Below are 25,769 nucleotides of genomic sequence, written 5' to 3'. Positions count from 1 at the left end.
TGTGAGAACGGCGTTTAGTATTCACCCACCCCTCAATCCCCTCCCGAGAGGGGAGGTTTTCTTTTTTTTTGCGTTTTTTTTGGTTGCTTTGGGAGATTGGATTTCTAAGAGTCACCACGTCTGCTTTTATCTAAAAAGTTTGTTTCAAGTCAGAAACTGTTCCCCTCCTTGGAGGGGCTAGGGGTGGATCCATTTGAGTTAGCGTATTTATTAAAATCATCATCACCGTAGCACCCACCCATCAATCCCCTCCCGAGAGGGGAGGTTTTCTTTTTTTTTGCGTTTTTTTGGTTGCTTTGAAGATTGGATTTTATTAGAGTCACTGTATTTGTTTTATCAAAAATGCTCAATAAATGGCACAATCCATTCCCCTCTTGGGAGGGGCTAGGGGTGGGTTCTTGATGGTAGCAGTGTTTATCACAAACCAAAAAACCGCTTTAAAGAAATGTCTTTAAAGCGGTTTTGATATCAATTTATCTTAAATAATTATACGAAAAGCAAAATAATGGTCAGTAATATGCCGCCAAGTGAGAAATAGAGTCCTTTTTTGAAAACAGTAGTTTTTGGCATGAACATCCAAAAAGAGGATATTACGAAAAAGAGTAATGAGAGTCCGAACATTATATTCAACCAGTAAACAGGGCTATTGGTAGTTGCCTTATGTAGGTGTTCCATTTTGTCAAGGATAAAGGGAAGTTCCATTTTTGTTATGGTAGCCATACCCGTTTTGGTATTGTAATTTCCATCCTTAAAGTAAAGTACATCGCCTTCTTTTTTATCTACTTTGACGGCCATACGTAATTTTGGGCTCAGTTCGCCTCCGGTCAAATTAGGTTCTAATTGCCGTTCTGATACTTCTTGGTGCTTTAGAAAATCGGTGTTTCTAAAAATCATAATGATTCCGCTGATGGAGTACATCGCCATGATACCCGCTAAAAAGAAGCCTAAATATCTGTGTATAATTCTCATGCGTAAACTTGTGGTCATTTTCATTTTTCATTTTTTAAAAGTTGGTGTTTAGTAATCAAAAATAGGTACATAATTTTATATATGATTAAGACAATGTTTGGGATGAAAGGTTTAATTAGAAAGTATTTAAAAAAGAAAACCCCAAAGAGAAAAATCTCTTCGGGGCAATCTCCGTTGTTTGATAGTTGTAATTATTTATAAGCACTTACCCGTTCATCTTCGATAACACCGTTCCAATTTAAGCCGTATGCAAAATCATAAGAATTGCCATCGGCATCGGTATATGGTTTCATATCTCTTGGTACATCTTCAAATTGCGCTTCTACCGTTAACATATCGGCAGGCATTTGAAAAGGAAGCAGGGCAGAAGGTTCTGCAGCGCCAGTAATAATTTCCATTAGAGCTTGGTCTTGCACACCCATGTGCACCAATATGGCCGAAGCACTACCTTCTATTTCAGAAAAAATCATTGGTTTACCAACCTTTACAGAAACGATTACGGGCTTTTCTCCCATCTTCGCTTTGGTATCATTTACCAATTGCATATCTGAAGTGTTTATCGTTTTTACCGATTTTCCTTTATAGGTTCTATTGGTGAAATCTTCTAACGGACTACCGCCGGCCAAACTCACTTCACGAGCGGTATCTGCGGTATAATCACCATATTGCAAGCTAATAGGTACATAGCCATTACCTCCTTGTTCTAAATCGCCACTGTTGTAACCAACACCACCATCTGGGCTATAAATACCTACCAAGGCAATGTCTGCTTCTTCTGGAGTTTCTACCACATCAAAGTATTTGGCTACTACTTCCATATTAAAAGCATCTACAATTTTTGGTTCAGAAGTCATACCCCACCAGTTGGTGCTAGGGGCTACATAACGTTGTGGTACATATACCTTCTTTTTGTCTTTAATAGGCAAAGTTTTGCCATTATTCTTCAACATTATAATTGATTTCAATTGTGCATCAAAACCAGCTTTCATAAACTCACTGTTCCCCACAATTTTACTGGTTTCCGCTACATCTAAATACGGATTTTCAAATAGTCCGACTCTAAAGATATTCGTTAATAAGCGTACTGCCGAAGCTTCAAATCGTTCGCGCATTGCTTCTTCGCCCATTGCTGCAACACCTAGTTTATAAGCTTCCAAAACCGGACCCATGTCATTATTTCCTCCAAATTGGTCCATTCCTGCTGCAATAGCCTTATAATGACGTTCTGCAACAGATAAGCTTTCTACACCAAAAGGTTTTCCTTCAAATTTAGATACTGAAGTAATATCTCTAGTAATGCCCCAATCTGTACATAATACACCTTCATAACCGTATTTACCTCTTAAGATATCGGTGATTAAATACTTGTTATACCCATTGGCTACATTTTCACCTTCACCTGTAGATATCGTATAATAGGGCATTACGGCAGCAGCCTTTTTAGTAGGACCATCTAGTTTAAAGGCACCTTCGGTAAACGGTTTCATGTGGTCTGAAATATTTTTACCAGGGTAAACGGCATAAGCGCCATACCCAAAATGACCATCACGACCACCTTCTTCTGGTCCGCCACCAGGCCAATGTTTTACCATGGCATTTACACTCTGCATACCCCAATCACCACCATCGGTAGACTGAAACCCATCTACGTAGGCACGTGCCAAATCGGTAGCCAAATCTGGGTCTTCGCCCATGGTACCGTCAAAACGGCTCCAACGTGGTTCTGTAGCTAAGTCTATTTGTGGAGAAAGCGATGTTGCAATTCCTAAAGCGCGATACTCTTTAGATCCTATTTCTCCAAATTGTTTCATTAATGCTGGATCAAAAGACGCAGCAATGCCCAAAGTACCAGGCCACATAGAAATGGCACCGCCGGCACCTGCATTAAATTCTGCATAAGAATCACTGCCATGTCGTGGATCCGAACTGTTATTTACTGGAATACCTAAATACAATCCTTCAGCAAAGGCTTGTGCATTATTATTCCATTGAGCAGCAATTGCCGGACTTTCAACAGAGGTAATCAATACATGACGCAAATGATCATCGGTCAAGAATTTCTTTTGCTCATCAGATAGGTCGCTTGCCACAGCACCACCTTCTGGAAAAGGCTTACCGTCATAGGTAGACGATCCAAAACCACGGCTGCTACCAGGCAGGGATTGATGCGAACTATACAGCATAAGGCCCGCAATATCTTCTAAACTCATTTGGCTAGCTAAATCTTTGGCACGTTCCGATACTGGTAAACGCCAATCTTCATATCTGTCAAGCGTTCCATTTTTATTCAAATCTTTAAACGCATATCTGTCTTGCACAATAATGGAAATTCCAGATACTGTTGAGTATCCTAAGGTGGCACCATCTTCATTTTTCACTATAGTAACTCCTTCTTTAATTTCTGCCGTATATTTTTCACCACAACTGGTCATCATCGTAAGTATGATGAGGGTAGCTGTACTAAATTTAAGGGTTGATTTTTTCATTTAATGTATATGTTAAATTGATATGTAAGGAATTTAAATGCTGTCAACAACAGTTTTAATTTCCTAAAACAATATTGAATAATTCTTTATCTAGTTGTGGCTTCACCTCACAAGTAACATTAAAATGCATCGTTGCCGTATTGCTGTCGTTATAAGCGGGCCATTCGGGTAGTCCCATATGATTGGGGTTTCCCGTTTTTGCAAAATTCAGCCAAGCATTACTCATTTTGTCGGCCAATACATGAGCTTCTTTGCCGCCACCGGTCATTTGATTGGCAAGATCAATATTATCAAAGACGAATGGTAATTCCATACAATGTAACGCTTTATATTTGCCATCGAAAACGGGCGATTGCCATGTAAACAAGTACATATAAACATCTGCACCACCGACAAGGGCAGATTTTTCATTCGCTTGTATAACAGCACCAGGTCTAAACATGGTATCTACATCTAGTAAGTCTTTAGGGTCGGTATCATTAGGGTATGCTTTTTTTACCGCCTTTATATAGTCATCAGATTTCTCTTTGTATGTGTTTTTAATATGTTCCATTATTGTTTCTTCTGAAGCACCTACAAAACGCATATTGGCAAAAGGAGCAAATTCGTTTTTTGCCGTGCCTAGCATTAATGGTACATCTTTAGATAAAGCCAAAGCCTCTTTTGCATTCAGTTGATATGGAAGATCGTTACCATCTCTACTTGGTCCCCAATTTAATCCGAAACCTATAACCGGTTTTCTTTCGGATTTCATTTTTTCCCCAACAATTTTAAGGGCTTTTTCACCAGCTTTAGCCAATACTTCAAAAGGGATTTTTTGAATACTATCTATGTTAGTGGCATTCAATCCTAATATGCTCAATGTTTCTGCCGCAATTGCCTGGGTGTCTTCTTTTTCTAACATTGCCGTTCTAAAAGATCCACTTTGATTGATAGCTTTATGAAATAAGCCTTGCGCTTTGGGCATAGACATAAGTGTAGTTACTTTTGCACCACCGCCAGATTGACCAAAAATGGTTACGTTATTAGGATCACCACCAAAATTCTCAATATTGTTTTTCACCCATTCCAGCGCCTTTACCATATCAAGAATACTGTTGTTGGCAGAGTGTTGGTATTTTTCGCCTTGGGCGGATAAATCTAAAAAGCCTAAAATATTTAATCTATGATTGATTGATACGACTACGACATCACCTTTTTTTGCCAAGTTTTCACCGTCGTAAGATGGTAGTTCATGACTAGAACCAGCAGTGAAACCACCACCGTGAATCCAAAAAAGAACAGGTCTCTTTTTAGCGGTAGATGCTTCGGGTGTCCATACATTCAGGCTAAGGCAGTCTTCATTTGGAAATCCCCAATCGTGATCGAATACGAACTCTGACTCATCTTGAATAGCTGTCGTAGGATTTAATAAAGGAGCTACCGGACCATACATAGTGGTGCTTTTTACACCTTCCCATTTTACTGGGTTTTCAGCAGCTTCAAACCTTTTTGCTTGAGCATAAGGAATGCCCTTGAAGGTAGTTATATCATTGTGAATATAACCACGTATTTGTCCGTTTTCAGTATCAGTTACGGGAACTTGAGAACCGGTAAGCACAACATCTTGAGCAGAAATTGGGGTGCAAAGAATCGTAATGACTATTGCGGTCATTAATTGAATTGAATTTTTCATAATGTTAGTTTGTTGGCTGTGAGACTATTTGAAGCCTATTTCTTCTAATCCGTCATGACTAATTTTAATGGCATCTAAGGGTTTTAATCCGTCGAAAGTCATATCCTGCTCTACCATATAATACTTCATACCAGAAAGGGCTTTATTGGCCAAAATATTATTAAAACCTATAGAGCCCTTGCCAACAGGTGCAAATCTACCTTGTTCGTCCATATCTTTAACGTGCCATATTTTAAAACGACCTGGGTATTTGTTGAAATAAGCAATAGGGTTGGCACCAGCTTTGGTTACCCAATATAAATCCATCTGAAAGTTCAATAATTTAGGGTCTACATTTTCTAATAAATAGTCAATTGGAACAATGCCAGCAGAATTCTTCTTGAACTCGAAGTCATGATTATGGTAGAGTAATTTTAACCCTGCTTTATTAGCCTTTTCCCCAAGAGTGGTAAGAATTTTTGCCAAATCTTCTACAGTACCTGTCATACCCATAGTCATATTCTCCTGATTAAAAGTGAACATACCCATTGGCGGAATTGGAACTACGAAATACTTGAAACCGGCAGCTTTGGCATCTGCCATCATTTTATCTGCATTATCAAGGGTCACTGCACTTTGGTGAGTACTAATAGGCTTCAATTTAAGGGATTTTAATAGCCCTTTAAAATCTGCCGGTGTCATACCATAATATTTGCCGTCTTCATAACCGGCAGCTTCTATATTTTTATAACCTGCATCTGAAACGGCTTTTAGTGTAGCCTTTGCATCGGTACCCATATCGTCTCTAACAGTATAAAGCGCTAGGCCGCCAAATTTCTTTTGCGCATAAGTGGTTAGTGTTCCGAGCATAAAAACTGCTAAAACAGTACATTTTAATAAGTTGTTGAGTGTTGATTTTTTCATTGTTGTTGTTGTTAGTTTAAGTATTTAATTTTATTTGAAACTGTATAGGTATGGAGCTTTGTGAGCTTTACCTTCAAAAAGCTTTTCATGCCTTTGTAATATATCTAGAGACAACATTTTACGTTGAAAACTGGTACGTCTTAGTGTTTGGTCTAAAATAGCTTCGAAGACTTGTTGTAACTGCTTCATAGTAAATTTAGGAGGAAGCAGGTTCATTCCTATAATTTTCTCACTTATATTATTACGAAGTACTTCAAGAGCTCTATCTACAATTTCGTTATGATCCATCATTAATTTTGGTACACTATTGATATCATACCAATCAATACTATCCGATAGATGGTCTGGTTTTGGATCAACATCTTCGTAATTTATAAGTGCATAATGACCTACGGTTATAAACCGCCCCATCATCCACTCATTTTTTTTCAAATCTTGATTATTTGCTTCTAAAATGCGGCGCATGGCAATAGGGTCAGCTCTTTCGGGATCTCCAAAAATTTGAAATTGATCTAAGAAAACATCTTTTATTCCTGTACGTTCTTCAACACCCTTATTTACAGCATCTTGTAGACTTTGGTTTTTTTTAATAAATCCTCCCGGAAGTGCAAATAAACCAGTATTGTGATACTCTAAAATGAGTATTTTTAACGTTTTACCATTAAATCCGAAGATTACGCAATCATAAGAAAGGTTAGGGATGAATTTCATATTTTTGATACCTTTCATTAATGAATTTGATAAATTTAAGTTGTGTTTTTCAAATAAAGCACAAAAAACCGTGTAATCAAAGAATTATTGTCATAAAGTGAGACAATAGATAAAATGAGCTTAAAATGAACAATCATTCCATTCATTTTAGGCTCATTTTGTGCTATGTTTCAACAAAGAAGTTTGTAGTTTGAAGCTCTTTTAAGCTTCTTTTTTAAAGTACCACACATTCATACTTTCCATAGTATCTAAAACTTTACAATTATTGGTCAAAGTACCTGCAAGAAGAAAACCGTGCTTGCTAAAAGTAATATTCAATCCATATGAGGTTGCTCTTACCATAGTATAAACCGTTTTACATTTCAAATCATCCATTTGCTGTTTAATTTCTTGTACTAAGAAATAAGAAAGATTTTGACCTCTGTAGTTTGGGTGGGTAATAAAATCAACAATCTCCATATTAGATTCCGTTTCATTTATTGATAAAATGGCAGAAACGAGCAACTCTCCGTTTTGGAATAATCCATAAAACTGGTGATTCAACTCTTTAAGTTTAGAGAAATAGGTAGCATCTTTTATTTGATGAGGATGATATTTATAGGCTTTTTGATACAAATCTTCTAAGCTTTCAAATTCAGATGAAGTTAGCTTTTCAATAATGAAGTCGACCGGCATTTCAAAATAAGAATTTGAATGCGAACTATTGGCTGCCTTCGCTATCGTTTTAACCGTAGCAATCGTTTTTAAGTTTTTCTCGTCATTAGCATAACGTTGCTTGTTAGGGTATTCAGCTAGAAAATAACCATCTACATTACCATGGTAAAGACCGGGAATTTTGGCTTCCATTATAAAACCTTTTGATTTTAATACGTTCAGCTCTTTTTCAGATGCCTTGCCTAGAATTTTCTCATACCGCTTCTTTTTAGCTAGGTCTTTTATTTTTTGAAGCAGATTATCTAAGTTGACATTATCGGCTTCAGAAAAATAGATTCGGTTGTGCATAATACCATGATAGACCAATGCACCGTCTATATTTTCAATTATTTCGAACATCAATTTCGATTTACTTTTGTGAAGTATTCCGTTTACTATTCGCGAATTTGACCATCGCCGAATACATAATATTTGTTGGTGACCAATTGTTTTAGACCCAACGGACCACGATGGTGCAATTTATCTGTACTAATCGCTAACTCTGCACCCACACCCATTTGGCCACCATCGGTAAAACGTGTAGAAGCATTTTGATATACGGCGGCACAATCTACCTCTTCCATAAATTGCAGAGCTGTATTTTTATTCGCGGTCATAATCGTAGCGGAATGTCCGCCAGAATTATGGTTTATTTTTTCGACTGCTTCATCGAGAGATTCAACCGAGCCTAAGCAACACTTCATTGCAAGGAACTCTTCTTTCCAAATAGCGTCATCTTTTATTTGCTGGGCGTCTTTTAGAATATTATTTACATCGGCATCTACCAAAGTTTCTACCCCTTTTGCATTTAAAAGCTGATAAATATCTGTCAATTTCTGTTCGTAGTTTTCAATATTGGAATTAATCAATATTTTGTCCAATGCATTACAAGCCGATATTTTTTCGGTCTTGGCATTCATAATTACTTTCACACTCTTTTCCCAATCGGCCTCTTTATCTACAAACAAAAAGTTATTACCTCTACCACTTACCAGAACTGCGCATTTGGCATATTCTTTTACAAAATTGATCAAGCGTTCACCTCCTCTAGGTACTATAAGATCCAGTTTTTCGGTAGGATTTTTTAAGAAATTTTGCGTTTCTTCCCTATTCATATTCAATTGCTGAATGAAATCGTTAGAAAGTTTGTTTTCGGCTAAAGCCTTATGCCAAAGTTCTACAAGAATGGTATTACTGTGCAAGGCTTCTTTACCGCCTTTCAATAAAATTTTATTGTTCGCTTTAAATGCAAGAACAGCTGCCTCTATCGTTACATCTGGTCTAGATTCATAAATGATCATAATGGTGCCAAATGGAGCTGTTTTGTTGGTAATATCCAATCCGTTTTCTAGTTGCTGCTTCGAAATGGTTTTGCCCACTGGGTCTTCTTGTAATCTTACTTCTTTAATAGAAGTCATCATTCCGTCAATCTTATCTTCGGTAACAATCAAACGATCGTACATGGCTTGATCTGCTACATTAAATAGATCTAAATCTTTCTTGTTGGCTTCGAGAATACTGCTGCGGTTGTCATCTAAAAGTCGCATCATACTATCTAAAACCTTATTTTTTATTTCTGTTGAAATTATTTTCATTATGCTTCTGCTTTTTCTTCTAAGGTTACTTTCGTACCCACATTTTTTCCTTCTATAATATCAATGATCGTTCGGTCTTTTTTACCGTTGGCGATGTAAGTTGGTATGTTTTTAGCTGCTGCCTGTTGTGCGTAATCTAATTTTGAGCCCATACCACCACGGCCTTCACCAGCTTTTTTGTTGTTATCCTGTATAAATTGATCTAAATTCTCTTCAGGATTTACATGTTCGATAAGATCGCTACTTTCTGCATTTGGGTTACCCGTATAGAGTCCGTCAATATCAGTTAGAATAATCAGTTTATCTGCATCGATAAGTTGCGCAATTAAACTTGCTAGCTCATCATTATCAGAAAACATGCTCATGGTAACCGAAACGGCATCATCTTCATTAGCTATTGGAATAACGCCTTCAGACAATAGACCTTCTACACAATTAATCATATTTTGGCGATGTACACCTGGCGTGAAATCTCGCTTTGTTGGAAGTACTTGAGCGCATTTCATACCATAATCATGAAAAATGTTATAGTACAGACGCATCATGCGTGGTTGCCCAATAGCAGAATAAACCTGCCTGCGCTGTGTGTCATTTTCAATAGTTGATGCACCTAAAACCTCGCGGCCTGCAATTACCGAACCCGAAGAAACGAGTACGGTTAAAATATCTTGTTCATATAATTCAGCAATCTGTTGTACCAAATTTCGCAATACCGGTCTCACAATACGATTGTCCTTATTGGTCATTACGTTGGTGCCTACCTTAATTACAATTTTCTGTTTATACATTTACCTTTTCTTTTCCGAGTTCGACTGCACGTTCAAATGCTGCGAAAGCTGCTTCTTTTATAAGTTCACCTACATTATTGTTTTCCATAGAATCTAGTGCTGCACGAGTAGTACCACCTTTACTGGCAACTTTGTCCATCCAAGAATTTGGGGAAAGTTCATTTTGGTTAAATAATTCGATAGCTCCAGTGAATGTCTGTGCGACCAGTACTTTAGATACATTCGGAGTAAAGCCCATTTTTAGGGCAGCTTCCATCATGCTTTGCATAAAGTAAAAAACATAGGCCGGACCGCTACCGGAAATACCGGTTGAAGCGTCAATGAAGTTTTCGTTGCTTACTTGAATTGATTTACCCGTTGTGTCTAGCAAACTTTCAATGGTTAACAGTTCAATTCTAGTTACTTCTTTAGAGGCTACGAATGAAGTTAGTCCTCTACCAATTGATGCGGGCAGGTTTGGCATTGCGCGAACAATTTTTGTGAGTCCTGTTAAATGTTGAATAGTATCGATAGTAACACCGGCCATGATCGAAATTACAATTTGACCAGGTTTTACTAGCGGATTCAGTTTTAAGAATACACTTTCGGCGTGATATGGTTTTACGGCGATAAAAATAATATCAGCTTGCGGTGCACAATTTTTTAAATCATCAAAAGCATCGAATTGCGGATTCTCGCGCAGTTCTTCCAATTTCTCTTCAGAAGTATCGAGCACCATTATATTTCTCTTCTTAAGTAATTTTGATTTCGACATGCCTTCTGCATAAGTCAATCCCATGTTGCCGGCTCCTATTACTAGTATTTTCATGAATTCAATTTTAATTATTAGATGATAGATATGTGATTGTGTAATTATATAAATAGCATTTTTTCGATAGCGTTGTTTTTACGCCTGTAATATATTTGTCTGTAGGTGTGCAGGGTTTTTACGGGGATGCCCATAAAATATTTTGTAATTGAGGTCACCTTCGACTTTTTAAGTCCGTTACGTGTTCTGTATAATTCTTTAGTATTGCTTTCTCTTTTGATATAAATTAATTTCATGTAATGATATTTCAAACAGTAACATAACATATGCATTACCAACTCCAAATTAGAGTTGTTAAGCTTATGTTATACTATTTTTAAATGGATAGAATGAATGTTGGAAAAGGTTTTTCCGTGTAATGGTAAATACTGATGTAATACTTATAGATAGGCGCGTAATAATTCGGTATTCGAAGAACGTCTAAGAGATTTAAGACCCTTGTCTTTTATTTGTCGTACACGTTCTCTAGTAACATCGAAGACTTCACCAATTTCAACAAGGCTCATTGCAGGCTGATTGCCCAAACCAAAGAAAAGACGTAAAACATCACCTTGTCTTTCCGGAATTTTTTTCAACACTTGATTGATGTCCGTTTCTAATGATTCGGCGATCATCTCTTTATCAGGGCTATTTAGTTTTGTAGATTCTAATACATTATATAAAGAAGAAGATTCTCCTTCTTTAAAAGGAGCATCTAAAGAAATAGATTTTCCTGAGTTTTTCATGGAGGTTTTTACTTTCGAAACGCTCATGTCTAATTCTGATGCAATTTCGTCGGCACTCGGTGGCCTTTCGTTTACTTGTTCTAAAGAAGAATATACCTGATAGATTTTGCTGTTTACCGCTATTTTATTCTGCGGTATCCGAATCATTCGTGAAGTGTTGGAAAGTGCCTGTAGAATAGATTGGCGAATCCACCAAACGGCATACGAGATAAATTTAAAACCTCGAGTTTCATCAAAACGCTTAGCAGCCTTTACTAGCCCTAAATTACCTTCGTTGATAAGGTCGGTTAAGCGTAGCCCTCTATTTTGATATTGCTTGGCGGCAGATACCACAAACCTTAAATTGGCGCTCACCAATTTGTCTAGCGCTTTCTGATCACCTTCACGAATTTTTCTTGCCAATTCTACTTCTTCGTCTGCAGTAATTAAATCTATTTTACTGATTTCTTGAAAATATTTTTCTAATGAAATGGAATCTCTGTTCGTGATTTGTTTGGTGATCTTTAGTTGTCGCATAGATTATTTTTAAGTTCACCTATAACATACTATAATTTCGTTAAAATGCAAGAAAATGACGTTTTTTATGATAAATTTGACTATTTTAAAGGGTTTTTTACTTGTTTTTGAGTAAAAAAGGGTGGTTTTTGAAAATTATATTTTGACGGTTTTTATTTAAAAACGCTATGGACGCTATCTTTTTTCGTGATATAGACAATTAAAATGCAATTCTATTTTATTGAGTCAAAAATTTAGCTGCAAATTTGTTTAATTTGTATATACTGCTTTAAATGTGTAATTGAGATAAGAGTTATTCTTAAGTTACATTTTAGAGATTTATCTTCAATGTTTTAATCCTAAAATTAGATATTTCAATTTTGCATCCTTATGAAAAAAGAATTTCATTTTCTTGATGATGGTGGCGAGATGGGTAAGTTAATGCACGAAAAAGATTGGTCGTTGACTCCGCTGGGTCCGCCAGAAAGGTGGCCGCAGAGTTTACGTACTACTATAAACATTATTTTGAATTCTCCTTTCCCAATGTTCTTATTTTGGGGCGACACCTTAAAAGGATTTTATAATGATGCTTATAGACCAATTTTGGGTATAGATGGCAAACACCCTAAAATTTTAGGTTTAAACGGAGCAGAAGCGTGGGCAGAAATTTGGAAAGATATTTACCCTATGCTAAGTGTAGTTACCAAAAAGGGAGAGTCTATTTGGAGAGAGAATTTAATGATACCTATTCATAGAAATGGTAGAATAGAAGATGTCTATTGGACATTTAGTTACAGTCCCGTTAAAGATGAATCTGGAAATGTATCTGGCGTACTAGTCATTGTAACAGATACTACAGAGGCGGTTTTAGCAGAGAGAAGGTTACGAGAAAGTGAACGAAGATTTAGAGAGTTGGCAGACCTATCTCCAGTTTGGATTTGGATTACCGATAATGAAATAAATATAGAATATTCAAATAAGGCATTATTAGATTATGTAGGCATAAAAAACGAATCTGATTTTACAGGGCAAGTTTGGGTCGATGTAGTTCATCCTGATGATTTAGACGTGGTGTATTCAGGCTTTGCCAAAGCATTAGATGAGCAATCTGGTTTTACATTAGAGTATAGAGTTAAAAATCATAGTACCGATAAATACGAGTGGTTTAAGGTTTTAGGTGTTCCTAAGTTCGAAGAAGGTAAAATGATTGGTTTTATCGGCACGGGTATGAATATTGACAAGCAAAAATCATTTTCAGAGCAATTAAAAGAAGAGGTAGACAATCGTACAAGACAGTTGGCCGATAGTAATTTAAAGCTTGAGGCAATGAATAAAGAGCTTCAGTCTTTTGCGTATATTTCAAGTCACGATTTACAAGAGCCTTTACGTAAAATTCAAATGTTTTCAGAGGTGCTGATGGAAAACGAATTTGACAAACTCTCCACTTCTGGAAAGACCAAATTTGAAAAAATACAATCTGCCGCAAATAGAATGCAATCGCTCATAAACGATTTGTTATCGTACTCGCGCACTGATACCGAAAAAAGGATTTTTGAAACGGTCGATTTAAAAAATCTTGTAGAAGATGTTAAAAGTGATTTAGGTGAAGAGCTTCAGAAAAAAAATGGTACTATAACTATAGTAAATTCAGTTGAGCTCGAAATGGTGAAATTTCAATTTCGCCAATTAATGTACAATCTTCTATCTAACTCCATTAAATACTCAAAAAGCGATGTGCCACCGGTGGTCACTCTAGAAATCGAAATAATTACCAATGCGAATACCATAGATGAAAATCTATTAAATGATAAAGAATATGTTCAAATTACGATTACCGATAATGGTATTGGTTTCGATGAACAGTTTTCTGAAAAAATATTCGAGGTATTTCAACGATTACATTCCAAACAAGAATATGTGGGTACAGGTATAGGTTTGGCCATAGTCAAAAAAATAGTTCAAAATCACTTTGGGGTTATTACGGCGAAAGGTGAATTAAATAAAGGATCTGTTTTTACAATTATAATTCCTAAAAAACAATAAATAGCACCTGGTTTCTTATTCAATACTCTTACTGCCCACTCGATTATGTCGATTGGGTAAAGTATGTATGTCATTGTAATTCATTTAAATAGAGGTGTTAAATCGATTTTACCCTAAATATTTAAAAGAAAATTTTATTGAGTTAAAGCATATTTCTTTAAGGATATTATATAGGTGAATTCGAATCTACTTTTGACCTATGAATACAACAATTACAAAATCGGCGGGTATGGGTGCTGTCATAAATGATGGTACGGTAACCTTTAGAGTGTGGGCTCCGAATGCAGAGAAAGTCTTCGTTGGCGGAAGTTTTAATAACTGGGCTAAAAATGATATTTCACTTGAAATAGAAGATAATGGGTATTGGTCTGTAATTACAGATCAGGCATCAGAAGGAGATGAGTATAAATTCTTTATTGAATATAAGGGCGAACTTTTATCGAGAAACGATCCGTATGCTTTTGAGGTCACTAATAGCAACGGTAATTCTATCGTTAGAACCTTAGATTTTGAATGGGACGATACCGATTTTAAAATGCCAAGCTGGAACGAGTTGGTTATATATGAACTTCATGTAGGTACTTTTAATCGTTCTTCACCAGATGCCGTTGGTACATTTGAAGATGTAATCGCCAAGCTCGACTACTTAAAAAATTTAGGAATTAACTGTATTGAATTGTTGCCGGTTGCTGAGTTTGCAGGTGGTATTTCATGGGGCTATAATCCAGCACATCCATTTGCGATTGAGCAAGATTATGGTGGGCCTGACGGATTCGCAAAATTGGTAAACGAAGCGCATAAAAGAGGAATTGCAGTAATAATGGATGTGGTTTATAATCATTTTGGACCATCAGATGTAGATTTATGGCAGTTCGATGGATGGAGCGAAAATGAAAAAGGCGGAATTTATTTCTATAACGACCATAAAAGCGAAACCCCTTGGGGAGACACCAGACCAGATTATGGTAGAGAAGAAGTACGTCAATATTTACGTGACAATGCCTTAATGTGGATAGAAAAATACCATTGCGATGGTTTACGAATGGACGCCACCTCTTACATTCGTTATGAAGGCGGAGGTTTAGGTTACGATACCGAGATTGAAGAAGGCAATGTTTTAATGAGGGATATAAATTCAGAAATCAGAGAGAAATATCCACATGTATTAACCATTGCAGAAGATTTAAAAGGAGATAGTAGGGTTACAGATGCTGTAGAGCACGATGGTTTAGCATATGGTTCGCAGTGGGATATGAATTTCGTTCATCCGGTTAGAGAGGTGATAGAAGATACCCATGACGACAGTAGAGACCTACAGAAAATAGTTGATGCCTTAGAATTTAAGTATAGTAATGATGCCTTTAGCCGTATTGTATATACCGAATCTCATGATGAGGTTGCCAATGGTAAAGCAAGGGTGCCAGAAGAAATACAGCCCGGTGATGCAGAAAGTGATTTTGCAAAGAAGAGAGCCTTATTGGGTATTGTTTTAACATTGACCGCACCAGGTATTCCAATGATTTTTCAAGGTCAAGAATTTATTGAAGATGAATATTTTCAAGATACCGAAGGTTTAGATTGGGAAAAGAAAAAAAAGCATGAGGGTATAGAAAACCTTGTTAGAGATATTATCAAGTTAAGAACAGGAGAAATTGAAGGTGGTAAAGGGTTAAGAAGTCAACATATAGAGATTTTACATAGTAACCACGAAACAAAAATATTGGCATACACACGATTCGATGCTAATGATCCTACAGAACCAGTACTTGTTATTTTGAATTTTAAAAATCAAGAGTATGAAAACTATGGTATAGGTTTAAATGAAGATGAACCATTTGAGCTAAGGGTCAATGCTGGCAGTAAAATTTATGATAAAGATTTTTCAGAATTGCCTGTAGATAGTGTTGCCGTAGTTGAAGAAAGTACCGACGCTAAAAATTGGACGGGGAAAATTAATATTCCCGCTTATGGTGCGTTGATTTTTACAAAATCCTAATCGTCTTAAAATTATCTATTACTGCCTATGTTTTTTTTGTAGTTTTAAACTTACAATTAAACCGTTTTTTAGGCTTAGGTTGAAAAGTGGTAATATTTTATTGTATTTTGTTATATAATGTTTTTCTAAAATAATAGTTTTACAAACTTTTATGCTGCAAATTAATTGTTTTTATTGAATGGAATATAATTTCATATATAACCCTGAAAAAATGGTTAATGAAGTGTTTCGAAAAACAATGATCGCTGCAGAAGTTGATTTTGAAATGTTGCAAGATGGTACCTTTAGGTTACCTGAAGATGTAAGTGACGAAAAGCTTAAATCTATTCAGGTAGAGCTTGAAGGTTTTGGTATAAAGGTTCAAACAAAAGAGAATCGAGATATCGTTGAAGAAATTAAGATTTATATTAAGAAGATGGTTTATGAGGGCGATATTAGAAATGTAAAAATTTCAGAATTGCTTACCAATCAATTGGGTTTTAGTTATCCATATCTTTCAAATCTATTTTCCAGTAAAACGTTTACCTCGATAGAGAATTTTTATATATTAGTGCGCATTGAAAAAGTGAAAGATTTAGTGCTATTAGAGCATACGAGTTTAAGTGAGATTGCTCACGATTTAAATTTTAGCAGTGTACCTCACTTATCGAATCAATTTAAAAAGGTAACTGGGTTAACCATCACCCAGTATATTAAGTTTAGAAAAAAGTGAGAAGAACGGTTCTTCTTTCAATACATGTAAAGTGAAAATGGATAAATTAAGAATACTACTCGTTGACGATGACGAAGACGACAGACAGTTTTTTGCCGATGCATTGGAGGGAATCGAATTGAATACCGATTTGCACCAGTTAGAGAATGGGAAAAGCTGTATGGAATATTTATTGACCGATACTGATAATACTCCTGATTTGGTGTTTCTAGATTTGAATATGCCAATTATGAATGGGTTTGAATGTTTAGAAGCAATAAGACGTACACCTCATTTAAAAGATTTATTGGTGGCAATTTACTCTACCTCATCTGCGGAAAGAGATATTGAGGAAACTTTTGAAAAAGGAGCCAATATTTATATAAAGAAACCTTCTAGCTTTAGTGAACTTAAAAAGTCGTTAAAGCAAGTGGTAAAAATGAACTGGGCATATCATTTAAATGATTTTAAGAAAGAGAATTTTTTATTAAAGATATAAGGTCTCTTTCAAAGTTATATCTTAAAAGTTGTTCCATTAGGAACAACTTTTTTTGTTTTAGCACCAATCAAGTCATATTATAATCGGTTATTTCGTAGTACCTTAACATAGGCTTGAAAAGTGAAATAGTATGAAAAATAATTTAGCAGATGATATTTTTAGAACAATGGTTGATAAAGCCGACACTGCTGTATTATACACTGAGTCATCCGAGCCTAATTCTTTAAATGCAAAAGAATATCTTGTTAAGTATGCGAACCATAAAGCACAAAGTTTCTTTTCTATCTCAGATGATACTAATGAAAATCAATCTTTAGAAGTAATTGTAAAATATGATGAACTGCTTATTATGGCCAATAAAGTTCTGAAAACCGAAGAAGATGAGAACTTTAATATCATTGTTAAAGAAGCAGATAGTATACTTAATTATCATGTTAGAATTAGATTGTTTAATAAAGGTCTATTGTTTGCCTTATCCTTGATTAAGCCAAAGTTTATAACAGATAAAGAATCTAAGCTTCCGTTAGGCACACCACAATCTAGAAATAGGGAACTTGAAATTTCTAATCTTTTTGGTATAAGAGTTTTAGATAGTAACGACAGTATTATTTGCTACTTGAAACCTATTTTTAACAAGAAAGGCGATGTTGAAGACTTTCGTATCGATTATATAAATAATCGTATGGGTGAAATTGCCAAAGATGATTCGGCATTTATTGAAGGCCAGACTATTTTAGAGTATTATCCGAAAAACTCGGAGAACGGAGTTTTGGAAATTCTGGCAGATTGTTATACATCTGGTGAAAATAAAGAATACACCAAAGAATTTATTTTTGATAAAGAATGTGTCTGGTTAACGACCAAGGCAGTTAAAATGAATGATGGTCTCATTCTGTTCTCTAAAGATGTCACTAAAGAGAAAAGATATGAAGCCCAGTTGTTTATACAGAACAGGCTGTTGTCAGAAGCTGAACATGTAGCGAATATTGGTAGTTTTAGATGGAATTTAGCCGAAGATCAAATAAAATACTCTGATAATGTATATCGTTTGTTTGGCTACGACCCTAATGAGTTTGATAATAAATATGATCGCTTGCTCACGTTTTTACATCCAAATGATTTTGAGAAAGTGAAATCTAGTTTTAAAGAGGCTAGAAAGAATAAGTCTAAATCTGACTTGGTTTTTCGTGTATATACTAAATTTAAGGAGTTACGATATATGAATACCATTGGTGAATGTTACCAAAAAGAAGGTAATTGGTATATGGTAGGCGTTATTAGAGATGTTACCAAGCAAATAGAAGCAGAGTCGGTATTGCAGATTAAGAATTCAGAACTGAAAAGAACGAATGCCGATTTAGAAGCTTTCAACCGTGTGGCCAGTCATGATCTACAAGAGCCATTACGTAAAATTCAAATGTTCGTCAGTCGATTAGATGAAGAAGAAGAAGGGCGGTTAAATTATAGATCGCAAGGCTACTTATCTAAAATAAAGTACTCGTCAGATAGAATGCGTAACCTTATTAATAATCTTTTATCGTATTCAAAAATAGATGAAGTAGGTGAGCAACCTAGGCGAGTAGACCTTAATGATGTTTTAAATAATGTTCTTGAAGATCTAGGTGAACGTATAAATGATTTAGGTGCCAAAGTAGAGTCTGTGAGTTTACCGGTAGTAAATGGCATTCAATTTCAATTAGAACAATTATTTGCCAACCTTATTGGTAATTCACTCAAATATGTGAATGAAGGAGTACAGCCAAACATTAAAATTATAGGTAGTATTGTTAGTGGTGATAAAAGCGCGGTAGAGGGCTTATTACCAAATATAAATTACGTGAAGCTACAATTTATCGACAACGGTATAGGATTCGAAAAAAAGTATCAAGAGAAAATTTTTGAAATATTTCAAAGGCTTCATGGTAAAACTGAATTTTCAGGTACTGGTTTAGGCTTGTCTATCTGTAAAAAAATTGTTCAATCGCATAACGGAACCATCACGGCCAAAGGCGAAATGAACAAAGGGGCAGAGTTCATCGTCTACCTTCCTACCCTATTATAGCTCGCTTTTATAGCTTTAAAGAAAGCCTTCTTAAAATTGTGTAACAGCTTCTTAAAATGATGTAACAGATTTACACTGCATCGGCTGCATCTTTGTATCAACAAGAAATGTAAGCCTTTATGAATAATCTTCAATATGCTAGAGTAGGTAACGTAAGACGAAAAGATTCTTATGACCAGACTTTAAATGTACAGAATAGTACTCCTGGTTTTTCCAAAAATTTTAAAGCACAAGAGGCTTCATTAAATAATAACCATCTAAATAATATATCATGCAAATAGTCCATAATCAGTTAAGTCATTTCAATAATGTTTTAGGGGGAAGTATCTCTAGTTTTCAAGGGGATCGTATTCTTCAATACGATAACGATAAGGGTACAGGTAGAATACAGACCGTTTCTTTGGGATCAGGAATTTCTTATACAGAATATGATTTAGATTTGAACGATGATTTCAATTTCGATTTAAAGTTGGATGAAAATCGTTGTCTATATTTTATTTATTGTTTAGAAGGTAGTTTCAGATTTTCAAAAGGAAAAGAAATAAGTAAAGTTGAAGCTTTACAGACAGTTGTTATAGGTGGTTCTAATGAGACTATTAATATTAAACTTAGAGAGGCTACAAAATCTAACTTGTCTATTATTAAGGTTACACAAGATGGTGAGTCATTAAGTAAGAATGTTAACAATAATGAATTGTATGAGCAATTATTTGCTTCGTTTTTAAATGAAGATGGTAGCGCTCATATAGGTACTTTCAATCTTAAAATAAAAGAACAATTATTACAGATAAGATCAATTACTCAGGTAGGTTTAGTAAGAAAACTGCTTATTGAAGGTATTGTGAACTTTACGTTGGCACTAGAGATTTTACATTGTAAGCAAGATATTGAGAATAGCGGTCAGGTTTCGACAATGCTAACAAAAAAAGAGCTTTTAAGAATTGAAGAAGCAGTAAATGCTATCAAGAGAAAGCCAGAGTTTCCTTATACGGTAACCGATTTAAGTAAAGAATACGGTCTTTCGCCAACAAAACTTCAAGAAGGTTTTAAAGTAATGGAAGGTACAACTGTAACCAATTTCATTAGAAACGAGCGATTGATATTAGCGGAAGAATTGATCCAGACATCAGACATGAACATTTCAGAGATTGTATACTCTATAGGGTTTACAAGTAGAAGTTATTTCTCTAAAATCTTTAGAAACAAATTTAAATGTACGCCAAAAGCATACCTAATGAATATTAGAAATGTATCGCTTTCAGCATAAGATATAATATGTGAAAATGATAAGGCCGGCTCTTTAGAGCTGGCTTTTTTTGTTTTATACAACTAGATAAAAAGAAATTTGAATACAACTGACTTAAGTAAGACTAGTAGACTGGGTATATAAATTCCAGGAATAATTGAGTTATAAATAGAAATGATAATTGTAAAAGATAGGCTTAAATAGAAATAACAAATTCTCTTTCTGGCTTGTTATGCTCAGAATTATCTACATAGCGAAGACATTTGTGTAAAAGTGTTTTAAGCTGATTATAAGAAGAAGGTTTTTGTAAATATAAAGAAGCACCCATTTCGTTTAAACGTATAATTTCTTTTGGGTGGTATGATGTAGAGTAGATAATTACCGGGGTATTAGCATATTTCTCAAGATCTCGAATATCTGCAAGACACTCAAATCCGTCCATCATAGGCATCTTTAAATCTAAAAAGATAACATCTGGTATCTCTACTGTATCTGATAGTAATCCTGCCATTAGATCTACACCATTATTAAATTCAGAAATCTTGGTCTGTATTGGGATCTCTCTTAAGGCATCAGAAAAGAATGTTCTGTCGTCGCTATCATCATCAGCTAGGAAGACATTTAGTAAATTTTTGCTCATGGCAATTAATAATTTAAAACTCTAAATAAGTTTGTTCACGAAAATTTCAATTAAAAATTTTAATCAAAATCCAGCAGCAAGATAAAAAATAAGAGGTCTATTCTCTAATTCGATTGGTTTAAAAAATAGCTCAAAACCTAAAATTCATGAATTCAATCGATTAATATTATAGCATATCAATAACTAGTAATCTGAATGCTTAGTATAAATTAACAGTTGAATTATGAGAATTAAAATAGATTAATCTCTTTTTACATCTTTCATAATCCATAAATCAAGAGGTGAATCATCTTTTTTATGTAAAACTGAAATATCACCGGTAGTTTCAAAAATTACAGCTTTGATCTGACTGAGGTCGGTTACATGGGCTTCCCTTAATTTTGACCTAAGGTCGCCTTCCGTAACTCTTGCTTTTCTTAAGTTAGATGATATAATTTTTTCGCCATCCATTAATAATAGCGGAGAGTTGTCCACCATATTTTGAACCGTTTTATTTCTTCGAGCTAAAGCTATGCTTATTTGAAGTACATAAATCATTGTTAAACCCACCAAACCTTCGATCAATTTTACCGATGAAGATAGTATGGTAGTGGCAACGATTGACCCAACGGCAACGGTCATGGCAAAGTCAAAACTGGACATCTTTGAAAAACTACGCTTTCCTATAATTCGGGTAAGTAGAATTATTGCCACGTAAATACCAATGGCACTGGCAGAAATTAGCATTACAGTTTCCCATGAAGTATTGAATAGTTCTTTCATATTTATTTTTTTTTGAATTTTAGAATGAGAACGAGCATTGTGATATTTAATAAGGTTGAAATTCCGTTTGTAATAATAATTGGGGCATCTTGTTTCATGATACCATAAAGGGTCCATAGCAACACACCAATGGTAAGTACCAAAAACATTTTAGGGGAAACATCATCTACCTTTTTGGTTTTCCAAGCTCTAAATATTTGCGGTACTGCAGCTACGGTGGTGAATACTCCGGCTAGAATTCCTATAATTTCTTCCATTTATCCGATTGGTTTTTGTTATACGAAAGAATTTTACTTCATTGGTATTACAACATGTCATCTTTCACATAAAGGAATTTAAGCGGGTTTAATTTTAAAAAGTAATCCATTAAAAACTATTATTTGTTCAATACATTTTAGATGTATTTCAAAGCCAAAAATTTATTTAATTTTCTATACCCTAACCATTGAACTAAATATTCAGTTATGGAGATTTTTGCGATATTTTTTTCTGGCATTTTGGGAACCGCTATCATGACCGGGTTCAGCCATGTGGTAGAATCACTTACCGATAACAAGTTTAATGAGGCACATTTGTTGAACGGACTCATATCAAATTTGAAGTCCGTTAATTCAAGTATCGGAGATAACCATTACCTCGGATGGATTATTCATTTTGCCATTGGCATTTGTATGGCGGCCATATTGTATTGCTACAATTTTTATATAGTTGATGATATTTCGCTATGGACCGGGTTGTTCTTGGGATTCATTTTGGGAATAATTGGTGTTGCAGGATGGTCTCTTTTAATCAGTTATGATGACAATCCGCCAAAAATAGAATGGAAATACTTTTTTATACAATTGGTAGTGGCGCATATGATCTTTGGTGTTACCATTACTTGGGTCTTAGCAAGATTCGCTATGCACGTTTAAAGTTAAACTTTTTAAATATTAATTTTTCTGATTAGATAATGGACATAAATATTTCAGGTTACACAAAACGGGCAATCATTGGTGGAGTCATTTCTTTGGCATTTATAGGTTTGGGAACTTTAATGCTTGGGAATCTAAGTGGGTATGAAGCTAAAGTGTTGATTAAATCTAGCCTCACAGGTTTAAATACGTTATGTAATACCATTGTGTTGGCATCGGCAACCATTCTTGCTTTAATGTTGACCTTATTAGGTGTTAGTTCGGGTACAAATTCAAAATTGAAGAGCGATCACTATATGCATATCATGCAAATTGCAAAGTTGGATACGGCTATTTTTATAGCATCATTGCTATTTTTTCTAGTATTCAATTTACCGGTCACAGAAAGTGAAAATATACCAGAGAATTACTTTGATGTAATCTATTACGTAACTATAGGAGTAAGCGCTATATTGAGTTCTGCACTAATAGTAGTGGTATTAATGCTTTACAACACCATTATCAATATTATTAAAATTATCGGATTAGGTAGAACAGATCATCCTCTAATTCAAAGTGAAGAAGAGGGTGCTAGTTGAATATTAAATAGTTCTTTATTTGACCAATAATTAGAATAGTATGTGTAACGAATGTTTACATAGGTGGTTCTGAAATCATTGTTTTGATTTTCTTCCAAAAGTGTTTTGAAGTAACATTGGTAGGTTCAATAAGATCTGCCATTAGAATTAGGTTTCTCTTGAATTGCTCATACTCATATCTGTTAGTGTTGTTCTCATCGATAGGGTAGTAAGCCATTCCCCAATTTGGGAAAGTTCTTTTGCTTGTTTCATCATCAGAAAAAAGAGTGACATTTTTATGGCGAGGATCTATTTTAATCTTGTCGTAAAGCACTTCTATTTTGGCTTTGTTGCCTTCTAGTAGTTGAACAAAACGACCTTGATAATAGATTAGGCAACCTGTTATATCATCACGTTGATTATTTACACGTGCCTTTTCAAGTAATTCTTCCATTGCTGCGCCGTTAATCTTATTAGTGGCAACAGATTCATAAGTCAATGTATACATCTAAAATGAAATTGGTCTTAATGGGCAAAAATAATAAAAATGTCAAAATATGAAAAAGACTTCTTGAACAAGTGAATAAATAGAAGGTGTGGAAATTGCTATAAAACAAAAAAGCCCCTTAAAAGGGGCTTTAGAGTGATCGCAGGAGGATTCGAACCTCCGACCGTCTGCTTAGAAGGCAGATGCTCTATCCAGCTGAGCTATGCGACCGACACCATTTTTTCAAATGTGGGTGCAAACTTAGTGATTTTTATAGACTGGTAAAACCAAAATCAACAAAAATTTAATTATTTCTTTTATTTGCTAAATTACTGCTAGGAGCGACCTTCGTATTGATCAAAATTTTCCCATAATTGATCAAGAACTTTATAGAATATTTCAAACTCTTCTTCTGTGATACCCAGTGTACTAACTTTTCTTAAGTCGGTAATAAATGGCATAGCCTGTTGTATGAGTGCAGAACCTTCTTCGGTAATGACAAGTTTGTATCTTTTTTGATCATCTCTAAATCGAGACTTTCGTAAAAACCCTTTTTTACATAATCCGCTAATAACTCTAGAAGTTGTAGCCCTATTCCTAAAATTAGATTTGGCAATATCTGCCTGCGACGCATCTTTGCCTTCTAGATGCACACGCTGCAAAATTACCCATTGCTCAATAGTCAAATCAATATTATTCTCTGCAAATACTTGTAAAAAAGTACTCTGAACCTTTTTAAGCGTGCGATCAATGTATACTCCGAATCCTTCCGTCCTGTCCATAATACTAATGTTATTCTTCCAAAAGTAACAGAGTTTATTGTTAATATTGTTGTTAGTGCAACAATAATTAAAAAAAAGTGTATATTTACTACGGATAAATTGGTCAAAAGAAGTAGAAATATGCAACTAAGTTTCAAGAAATATATATTAGAAGACAGCACATATAAAGGTGGTGGCAAGAAAATTGTCATGCCCGATGGTGTTACGGTACACAAGCTTTCTTCTAATGAGAATCCGTTAGGGTATTCGCCAAAAGTAAAAGAAGCTTTAGCTAATACGTTAGATGATTTAAGTTTCTATCCAGATAATACAGATATCAGATTGCGAGAAGCATTGGTAAAAGATTTTGAGGAAGCTTTAGTTGCAGGTAATTTTATAACCGCAAATAGTGGTTCAGAAATCATAGATATGATTTCAAAGGCATTCCTGAGCGAAGATGATGAGGTAATCGTTAGTCAGCCATGCTTTTTGCCTTATACTGCTTTTACCAGATGGATGGGAGCAAAGGCGATCAATGTTCCAATGACCGAGAATTACGACTATAATTTAGACGGAATTCTAGCGGCTATAACAAATAGGACAAAGTTGGTATTTCTTGCATCACCTAATAATCCGTCAGGGAATTATATTCCAATGGCAGATTTACGAAGCTTCATTGAGAAATTACCGGCACATGTAGTATTGGTGTTAGATGAGGTGTACAGACATTTTGCTGAAGCTGAAGATTTCACATCAGGTTTACCCTTTGTGGTAGAAGGTAAAAATGTGATAGCTGTCAATAGTTTTTCAAAGACTTATGGTTTGGCAGGTTTACGAGTAGGGTATTGTTATGCCCCGTTAGAAATTAGCAATTACATGCGTAGAATTTGTAAGCCTTTTTTGTTATCCACACCTGCCTTAGAAGGAGCTATTGCTGCACTTGAAGATGTAGATTTTGTAAACAAGACCGTAGCATTGGTTAAGGAAGAAAGAAGGTTTGTTTTGAACGGACTTGATTCTTTACAGATAAAATACTGGCCTACTCAGGGTAATTTTGTACTAATAGATCCACCTGTTAATGATATGGAGTTTACTTCATTCTTAGAACAGCGTGGTATTATGGTACGCCCGGTAGGTAATTTTGGAGCACCGGGAAAGGTGAGGATATCATTTGGAGTAAGAGAAGCGAATAAAGCACTTTTAGCAGCGTTAGAGGTATTGATGAAATCCCAAGCCACAACAGCATAAAAAAATTTAATATAT

The 25,769-nt window shown here is 35.2% G+C and carries 26 protein-coding genes and 1 tRNA gene; 10 read left to right on the top strand and 17 right to left on the bottom strand.

What is annotated here, in order from left to right; all coding sequences use genetic code 11:
* Window positions 1-486: 486 nt before the first annotated feature.
* The 11 genes from DFQ03_RS16720 to DFQ03_RS16670 all read right to left on the bottom strand — a co-directional run bounded on the left by DFQ03_RS16720 (window position 487) and on the right by DFQ03_RS16670 (window position 11,869).
* Window positions 487-993, bottom strand: a complete 507-nt coding sequence (locus tag DFQ03_RS16720; protein WP_208295932.1) for a PepSY domain-containing protein — start codon at window positions 991-993, stop codon at window positions 487-489.
* Window positions 994-1,160: 167 nt separating this feature from the next.
* Window positions 1,161-3,455 (bottom strand): glycoside hydrolase family 3 protein, encoded by a 2,295-nt coding sequence (locus DFQ03_RS16715; protein WP_133674387.1) that lies wholly within the window; start codon window positions 3,453-3,455, stop codon window positions 1,161-1,163.
* A gap of 55 nt (window positions 3,456-3,510) precedes the next feature.
* Window positions 3,511-5,130 carry a carboxylesterase/lipase family protein gene (locus DFQ03_RS16710; RefSeq protein WP_208295931.1) on the bottom strand — a complete coding sequence of 540 codons (1,620 nt, stop codon included), beginning with the start codon at window positions 5,128-5,130 and terminating at the stop codon, window positions 3,511-3,513.
* A gap of 24 nt (window positions 5,131-5,154) precedes the next feature.
* Window positions 5,155-6,033, bottom strand: a complete 879-nt coding sequence (locus DFQ03_RS16705; RefSeq protein WP_133674386.1) for a sugar phosphate isomerase/epimerase family protein — start codon at window positions 6,031-6,033, stop codon at window positions 5,155-5,157.
* Window positions 6,034-6,063: 30 nt separating this feature from the next.
* The gene (locus DFQ03_RS16700; protein WP_133674385.1) at window positions 6,064-6,762 is read right to left on the bottom strand and encodes an NUDIX hydrolase; all 699 of its coding nucleotides are present in this window, start codon (window positions 6,760-6,762) and stop codon (window positions 6,064-6,066) included.
* A 183-nt stretch (window positions 6,763-6,945) separates the two neighbouring features.
* Window positions 6,946-7,797: a putative beta-lysine N-acetyltransferase gene (ablB, locus tag DFQ03_RS16695; protein WP_133674384.1), complete on the bottom strand. Its 852-nt coding sequence runs from the start codon at window positions 7,795-7,797 to the stop codon at window positions 6,946-6,948.
* A 35-nt stretch (window positions 7,798-7,832) separates the two neighbouring features.
* Entirely contained in the window at window positions 7,833-9,032 is a 1,200-nt protein-coding gene (locus tag DFQ03_RS16690; RefSeq protein WP_133674383.1) for a glutamate-5-semialdehyde dehydrogenase, read from the bottom strand.
* On the bottom strand, window positions 9,032-9,820 hold the full coding sequence (gene proB, locus DFQ03_RS16685; RefSeq protein WP_133674382.1) for a glutamate 5-kinase: 789 nt from the start codon (window positions 9,818-9,820) through the stop codon (window positions 9,032-9,034). Before proB ends, DFQ03_RS16690 begins: the two co-directional genes overlap by 1 nt.
* Window positions 9,813-10,628, bottom strand: coding sequence for a pyrroline-5-carboxylate reductase (gene proC / locus DFQ03_RS16680; protein ID WP_133674381.1), 816 nt, complete (start codon window positions 10,626-10,628; stop codon window positions 9,813-9,815). Before proC ends, proB begins: the two co-directional genes overlap by 8 nt.
* 44 nt (window positions 10,629-10,672) lie before the next feature.
* On the bottom strand, window positions 10,673-10,864 hold the full coding sequence (locus tag DFQ03_RS16675; RefSeq protein WP_133674380.1) for a hypothetical protein: 192 nt from the start codon (window positions 10,862-10,864) through the stop codon (window positions 10,673-10,675).
* A gap of 144 nt (window positions 10,865-11,008) precedes the next feature.
* Entirely contained in the window at window positions 11,009-11,869 is an 861-nt protein-coding gene (locus DFQ03_RS16670; RefSeq protein WP_133674379.1) for a sigma-70 family RNA polymerase sigma factor, read from the bottom strand.
* 369 nt (window positions 11,870-12,238) lie between these two features.
* Between DFQ03_RS16670 and DFQ03_RS16665 the strand changes: the two genes are divergently transcribed.
* The 7 genes from DFQ03_RS16665 (at window position 12,239) to DFQ03_RS16640 (ending at window position 20,406) form a co-directional block, all read left to right on the top strand.
* Window positions 12,239-13,891, top strand: a complete 1,653-nt coding sequence (locus tag DFQ03_RS16665; protein ID WP_133674378.1) for a sensor histidine kinase — start codon at window positions 12,239-12,241, stop codon at window positions 13,889-13,891.
* 199 nt (window positions 13,892-14,090) lie between these two features.
* Complete coding sequence (locus DFQ03_RS16660; RefSeq protein WP_133674377.1) at window positions 14,091-15,887, top strand: alpha-amylase family glycosyl hydrolase; 1,797 nt, start codon at window positions 14,091-14,093, stop codon at window positions 15,885-15,887.
* 178 nt (window positions 15,888-16,065) lie between these two features.
* Window positions 16,066-16,599 carry a helix-turn-helix domain-containing protein gene (locus DFQ03_RS16655; protein ID WP_133674376.1) on the top strand — a complete coding sequence of 178 codons (534 nt, stop codon included), beginning with the start codon at window positions 16,066-16,068 and terminating at the stop codon, window positions 16,597-16,599.
* A gap of 37 nt (window positions 16,600-16,636) precedes the next feature.
* Window positions 16,637-17,077, top strand: a complete 441-nt coding sequence (locus DFQ03_RS16650; RefSeq protein ID WP_133674375.1) for a response regulator — start codon at window positions 16,637-16,639, stop codon at window positions 17,075-17,077.
* A gap of 130 nt (window positions 17,078-17,207) precedes the next feature.
* Window positions 17,208-19,139, top strand: a complete 1,932-nt coding sequence (locus DFQ03_RS16645) for a sensor histidine kinase (protein ID WP_133674374.1) — start codon at window positions 17,208-17,210, stop codon at window positions 19,137-19,139.
* A 119-nt stretch (window positions 19,140-19,258) separates the two neighbouring features.
* Window positions 19,259-19,420, top strand: coding sequence for a hypothetical protein (locus DFQ03_RS18895; RefSeq protein WP_166637490.1), 162 nt, complete (start codon window positions 19,259-19,261; stop codon window positions 19,418-19,420).
* A complete protein-coding gene (locus tag DFQ03_RS16640) occupies window positions 19,411-20,406 on the top strand; it encodes a helix-turn-helix transcriptional regulator (protein ID WP_133674373.1) in 996 nt (331 codons plus the stop codon). Before DFQ03_RS18895 ends, DFQ03_RS16640 begins: the two co-directional genes overlap by 10 nt.
* 175 nt (window positions 20,407-20,581) lie before the next feature.
* On the opposite strand, the gene DFQ03_RS16635 is transcribed toward DFQ03_RS16640, so the two are convergent.
* From DFQ03_RS16635 to DFQ03_RS16625, 3 genes are all read right to left on the bottom strand, one after another.
* Window positions 20,582-21,025 carry a response regulator gene (locus tag DFQ03_RS16635; protein WP_133674372.1) on the bottom strand — a complete coding sequence of 148 codons (444 nt, stop codon included), beginning with the start codon at window positions 21,023-21,025 and terminating at the stop codon, window positions 20,582-20,584.
* A gap of 240 nt (window positions 21,026-21,265) precedes the next feature.
* A complete protein-coding gene (locus tag DFQ03_RS16630; RefSeq protein WP_133674371.1) occupies window positions 21,266-21,787 on the bottom strand; it encodes a DUF421 domain-containing protein in 522 nt (173 codons plus the stop codon).
* Between the two features lie 2 nt (window positions 21,788-21,789).
* Window positions 21,790-22,044 (bottom strand): SemiSWEET family sugar transporter, encoded by a 255-nt coding sequence (locus DFQ03_RS16625; protein ID WP_133674370.1) that lies wholly within the window; start codon window positions 22,042-22,044, stop codon window positions 21,790-21,792.
* A gap of 207 nt (window positions 22,045-22,251) precedes the next feature.
* Between DFQ03_RS16625 and DFQ03_RS16620 the strand changes: the two genes are divergently transcribed.
* The gene (locus tag DFQ03_RS16620; RefSeq protein ID WP_133674369.1) at window positions 22,252-22,701 is read left to right on the top strand and encodes a DUF6789 family protein; all 450 of its coding nucleotides are present in this window, start codon (window positions 22,252-22,254) and stop codon (window positions 22,699-22,701) included.
* Between the two features lie 38 nt (window positions 22,702-22,739).
* Window positions 22,740-23,279: a hypothetical protein gene (locus DFQ03_RS16615; RefSeq protein ID WP_243834529.1), complete on the top strand. Its 540-nt coding sequence runs from the start codon at window positions 22,740-22,742 to the stop codon at window positions 23,277-23,279.
* 55 nt (window positions 23,280-23,334) lie between these two features.
* Here DFQ03_RS16615 and DFQ03_RS16610 read toward each other — a convergent pair whose 3' ends face one another.
* From DFQ03_RS16610 to DFQ03_RS16600, 3 genes are all read right to left on the bottom strand, one after another.
* Window positions 23,335-23,766 carry a BLUF domain-containing protein gene (locus DFQ03_RS16610; RefSeq protein WP_133674368.1) on the bottom strand — a complete coding sequence of 144 codons (432 nt, stop codon included), beginning with the start codon at window positions 23,764-23,766 and terminating at the stop codon, window positions 23,335-23,337.
* A 136-nt stretch (window positions 23,767-23,902) separates the two neighbouring features.
* A tRNA-Arg gene (locus DFQ03_RS16605) sits at window positions 23,903-23,976 on the bottom strand.
* A 104-nt stretch (window positions 23,977-24,080) separates the two neighbouring features.
* A complete protein-coding gene (locus DFQ03_RS16600; RefSeq protein WP_133674367.1) occupies window positions 24,081-24,527 on the bottom strand; it encodes a MarR family winged helix-turn-helix transcriptional regulator in 447 nt (148 codons plus the stop codon).
* Between the two features lie 120 nt (window positions 24,528-24,647).
* Between DFQ03_RS16600 and DFQ03_RS16595 the strand changes: the two genes are divergently transcribed.
* Window positions 24,648-25,754 (top strand): pyridoxal phosphate-dependent aminotransferase, encoded by a 1,107-nt coding sequence (locus tag DFQ03_RS16595; RefSeq protein ID WP_133674366.1) that lies wholly within the window; start codon window positions 24,648-24,650, stop codon window positions 25,752-25,754.
* The last annotated feature ends 15 nt before the right edge of the window (window positions 25,755-25,769 follow it).

Origin of the sequence: Maribacter caenipelagi (genome assembly GCF_004364175.1) — a bacterium.
Classification (GTDB): Bacteria; Bacteroidota; Bacteroidia; order Flavobacteriales; family Flavobacteriaceae; genus Maribacter; species Maribacter caenipelagi.
This window is presented reverse-complemented; position numbering and strand designations above follow the sequence as displayed.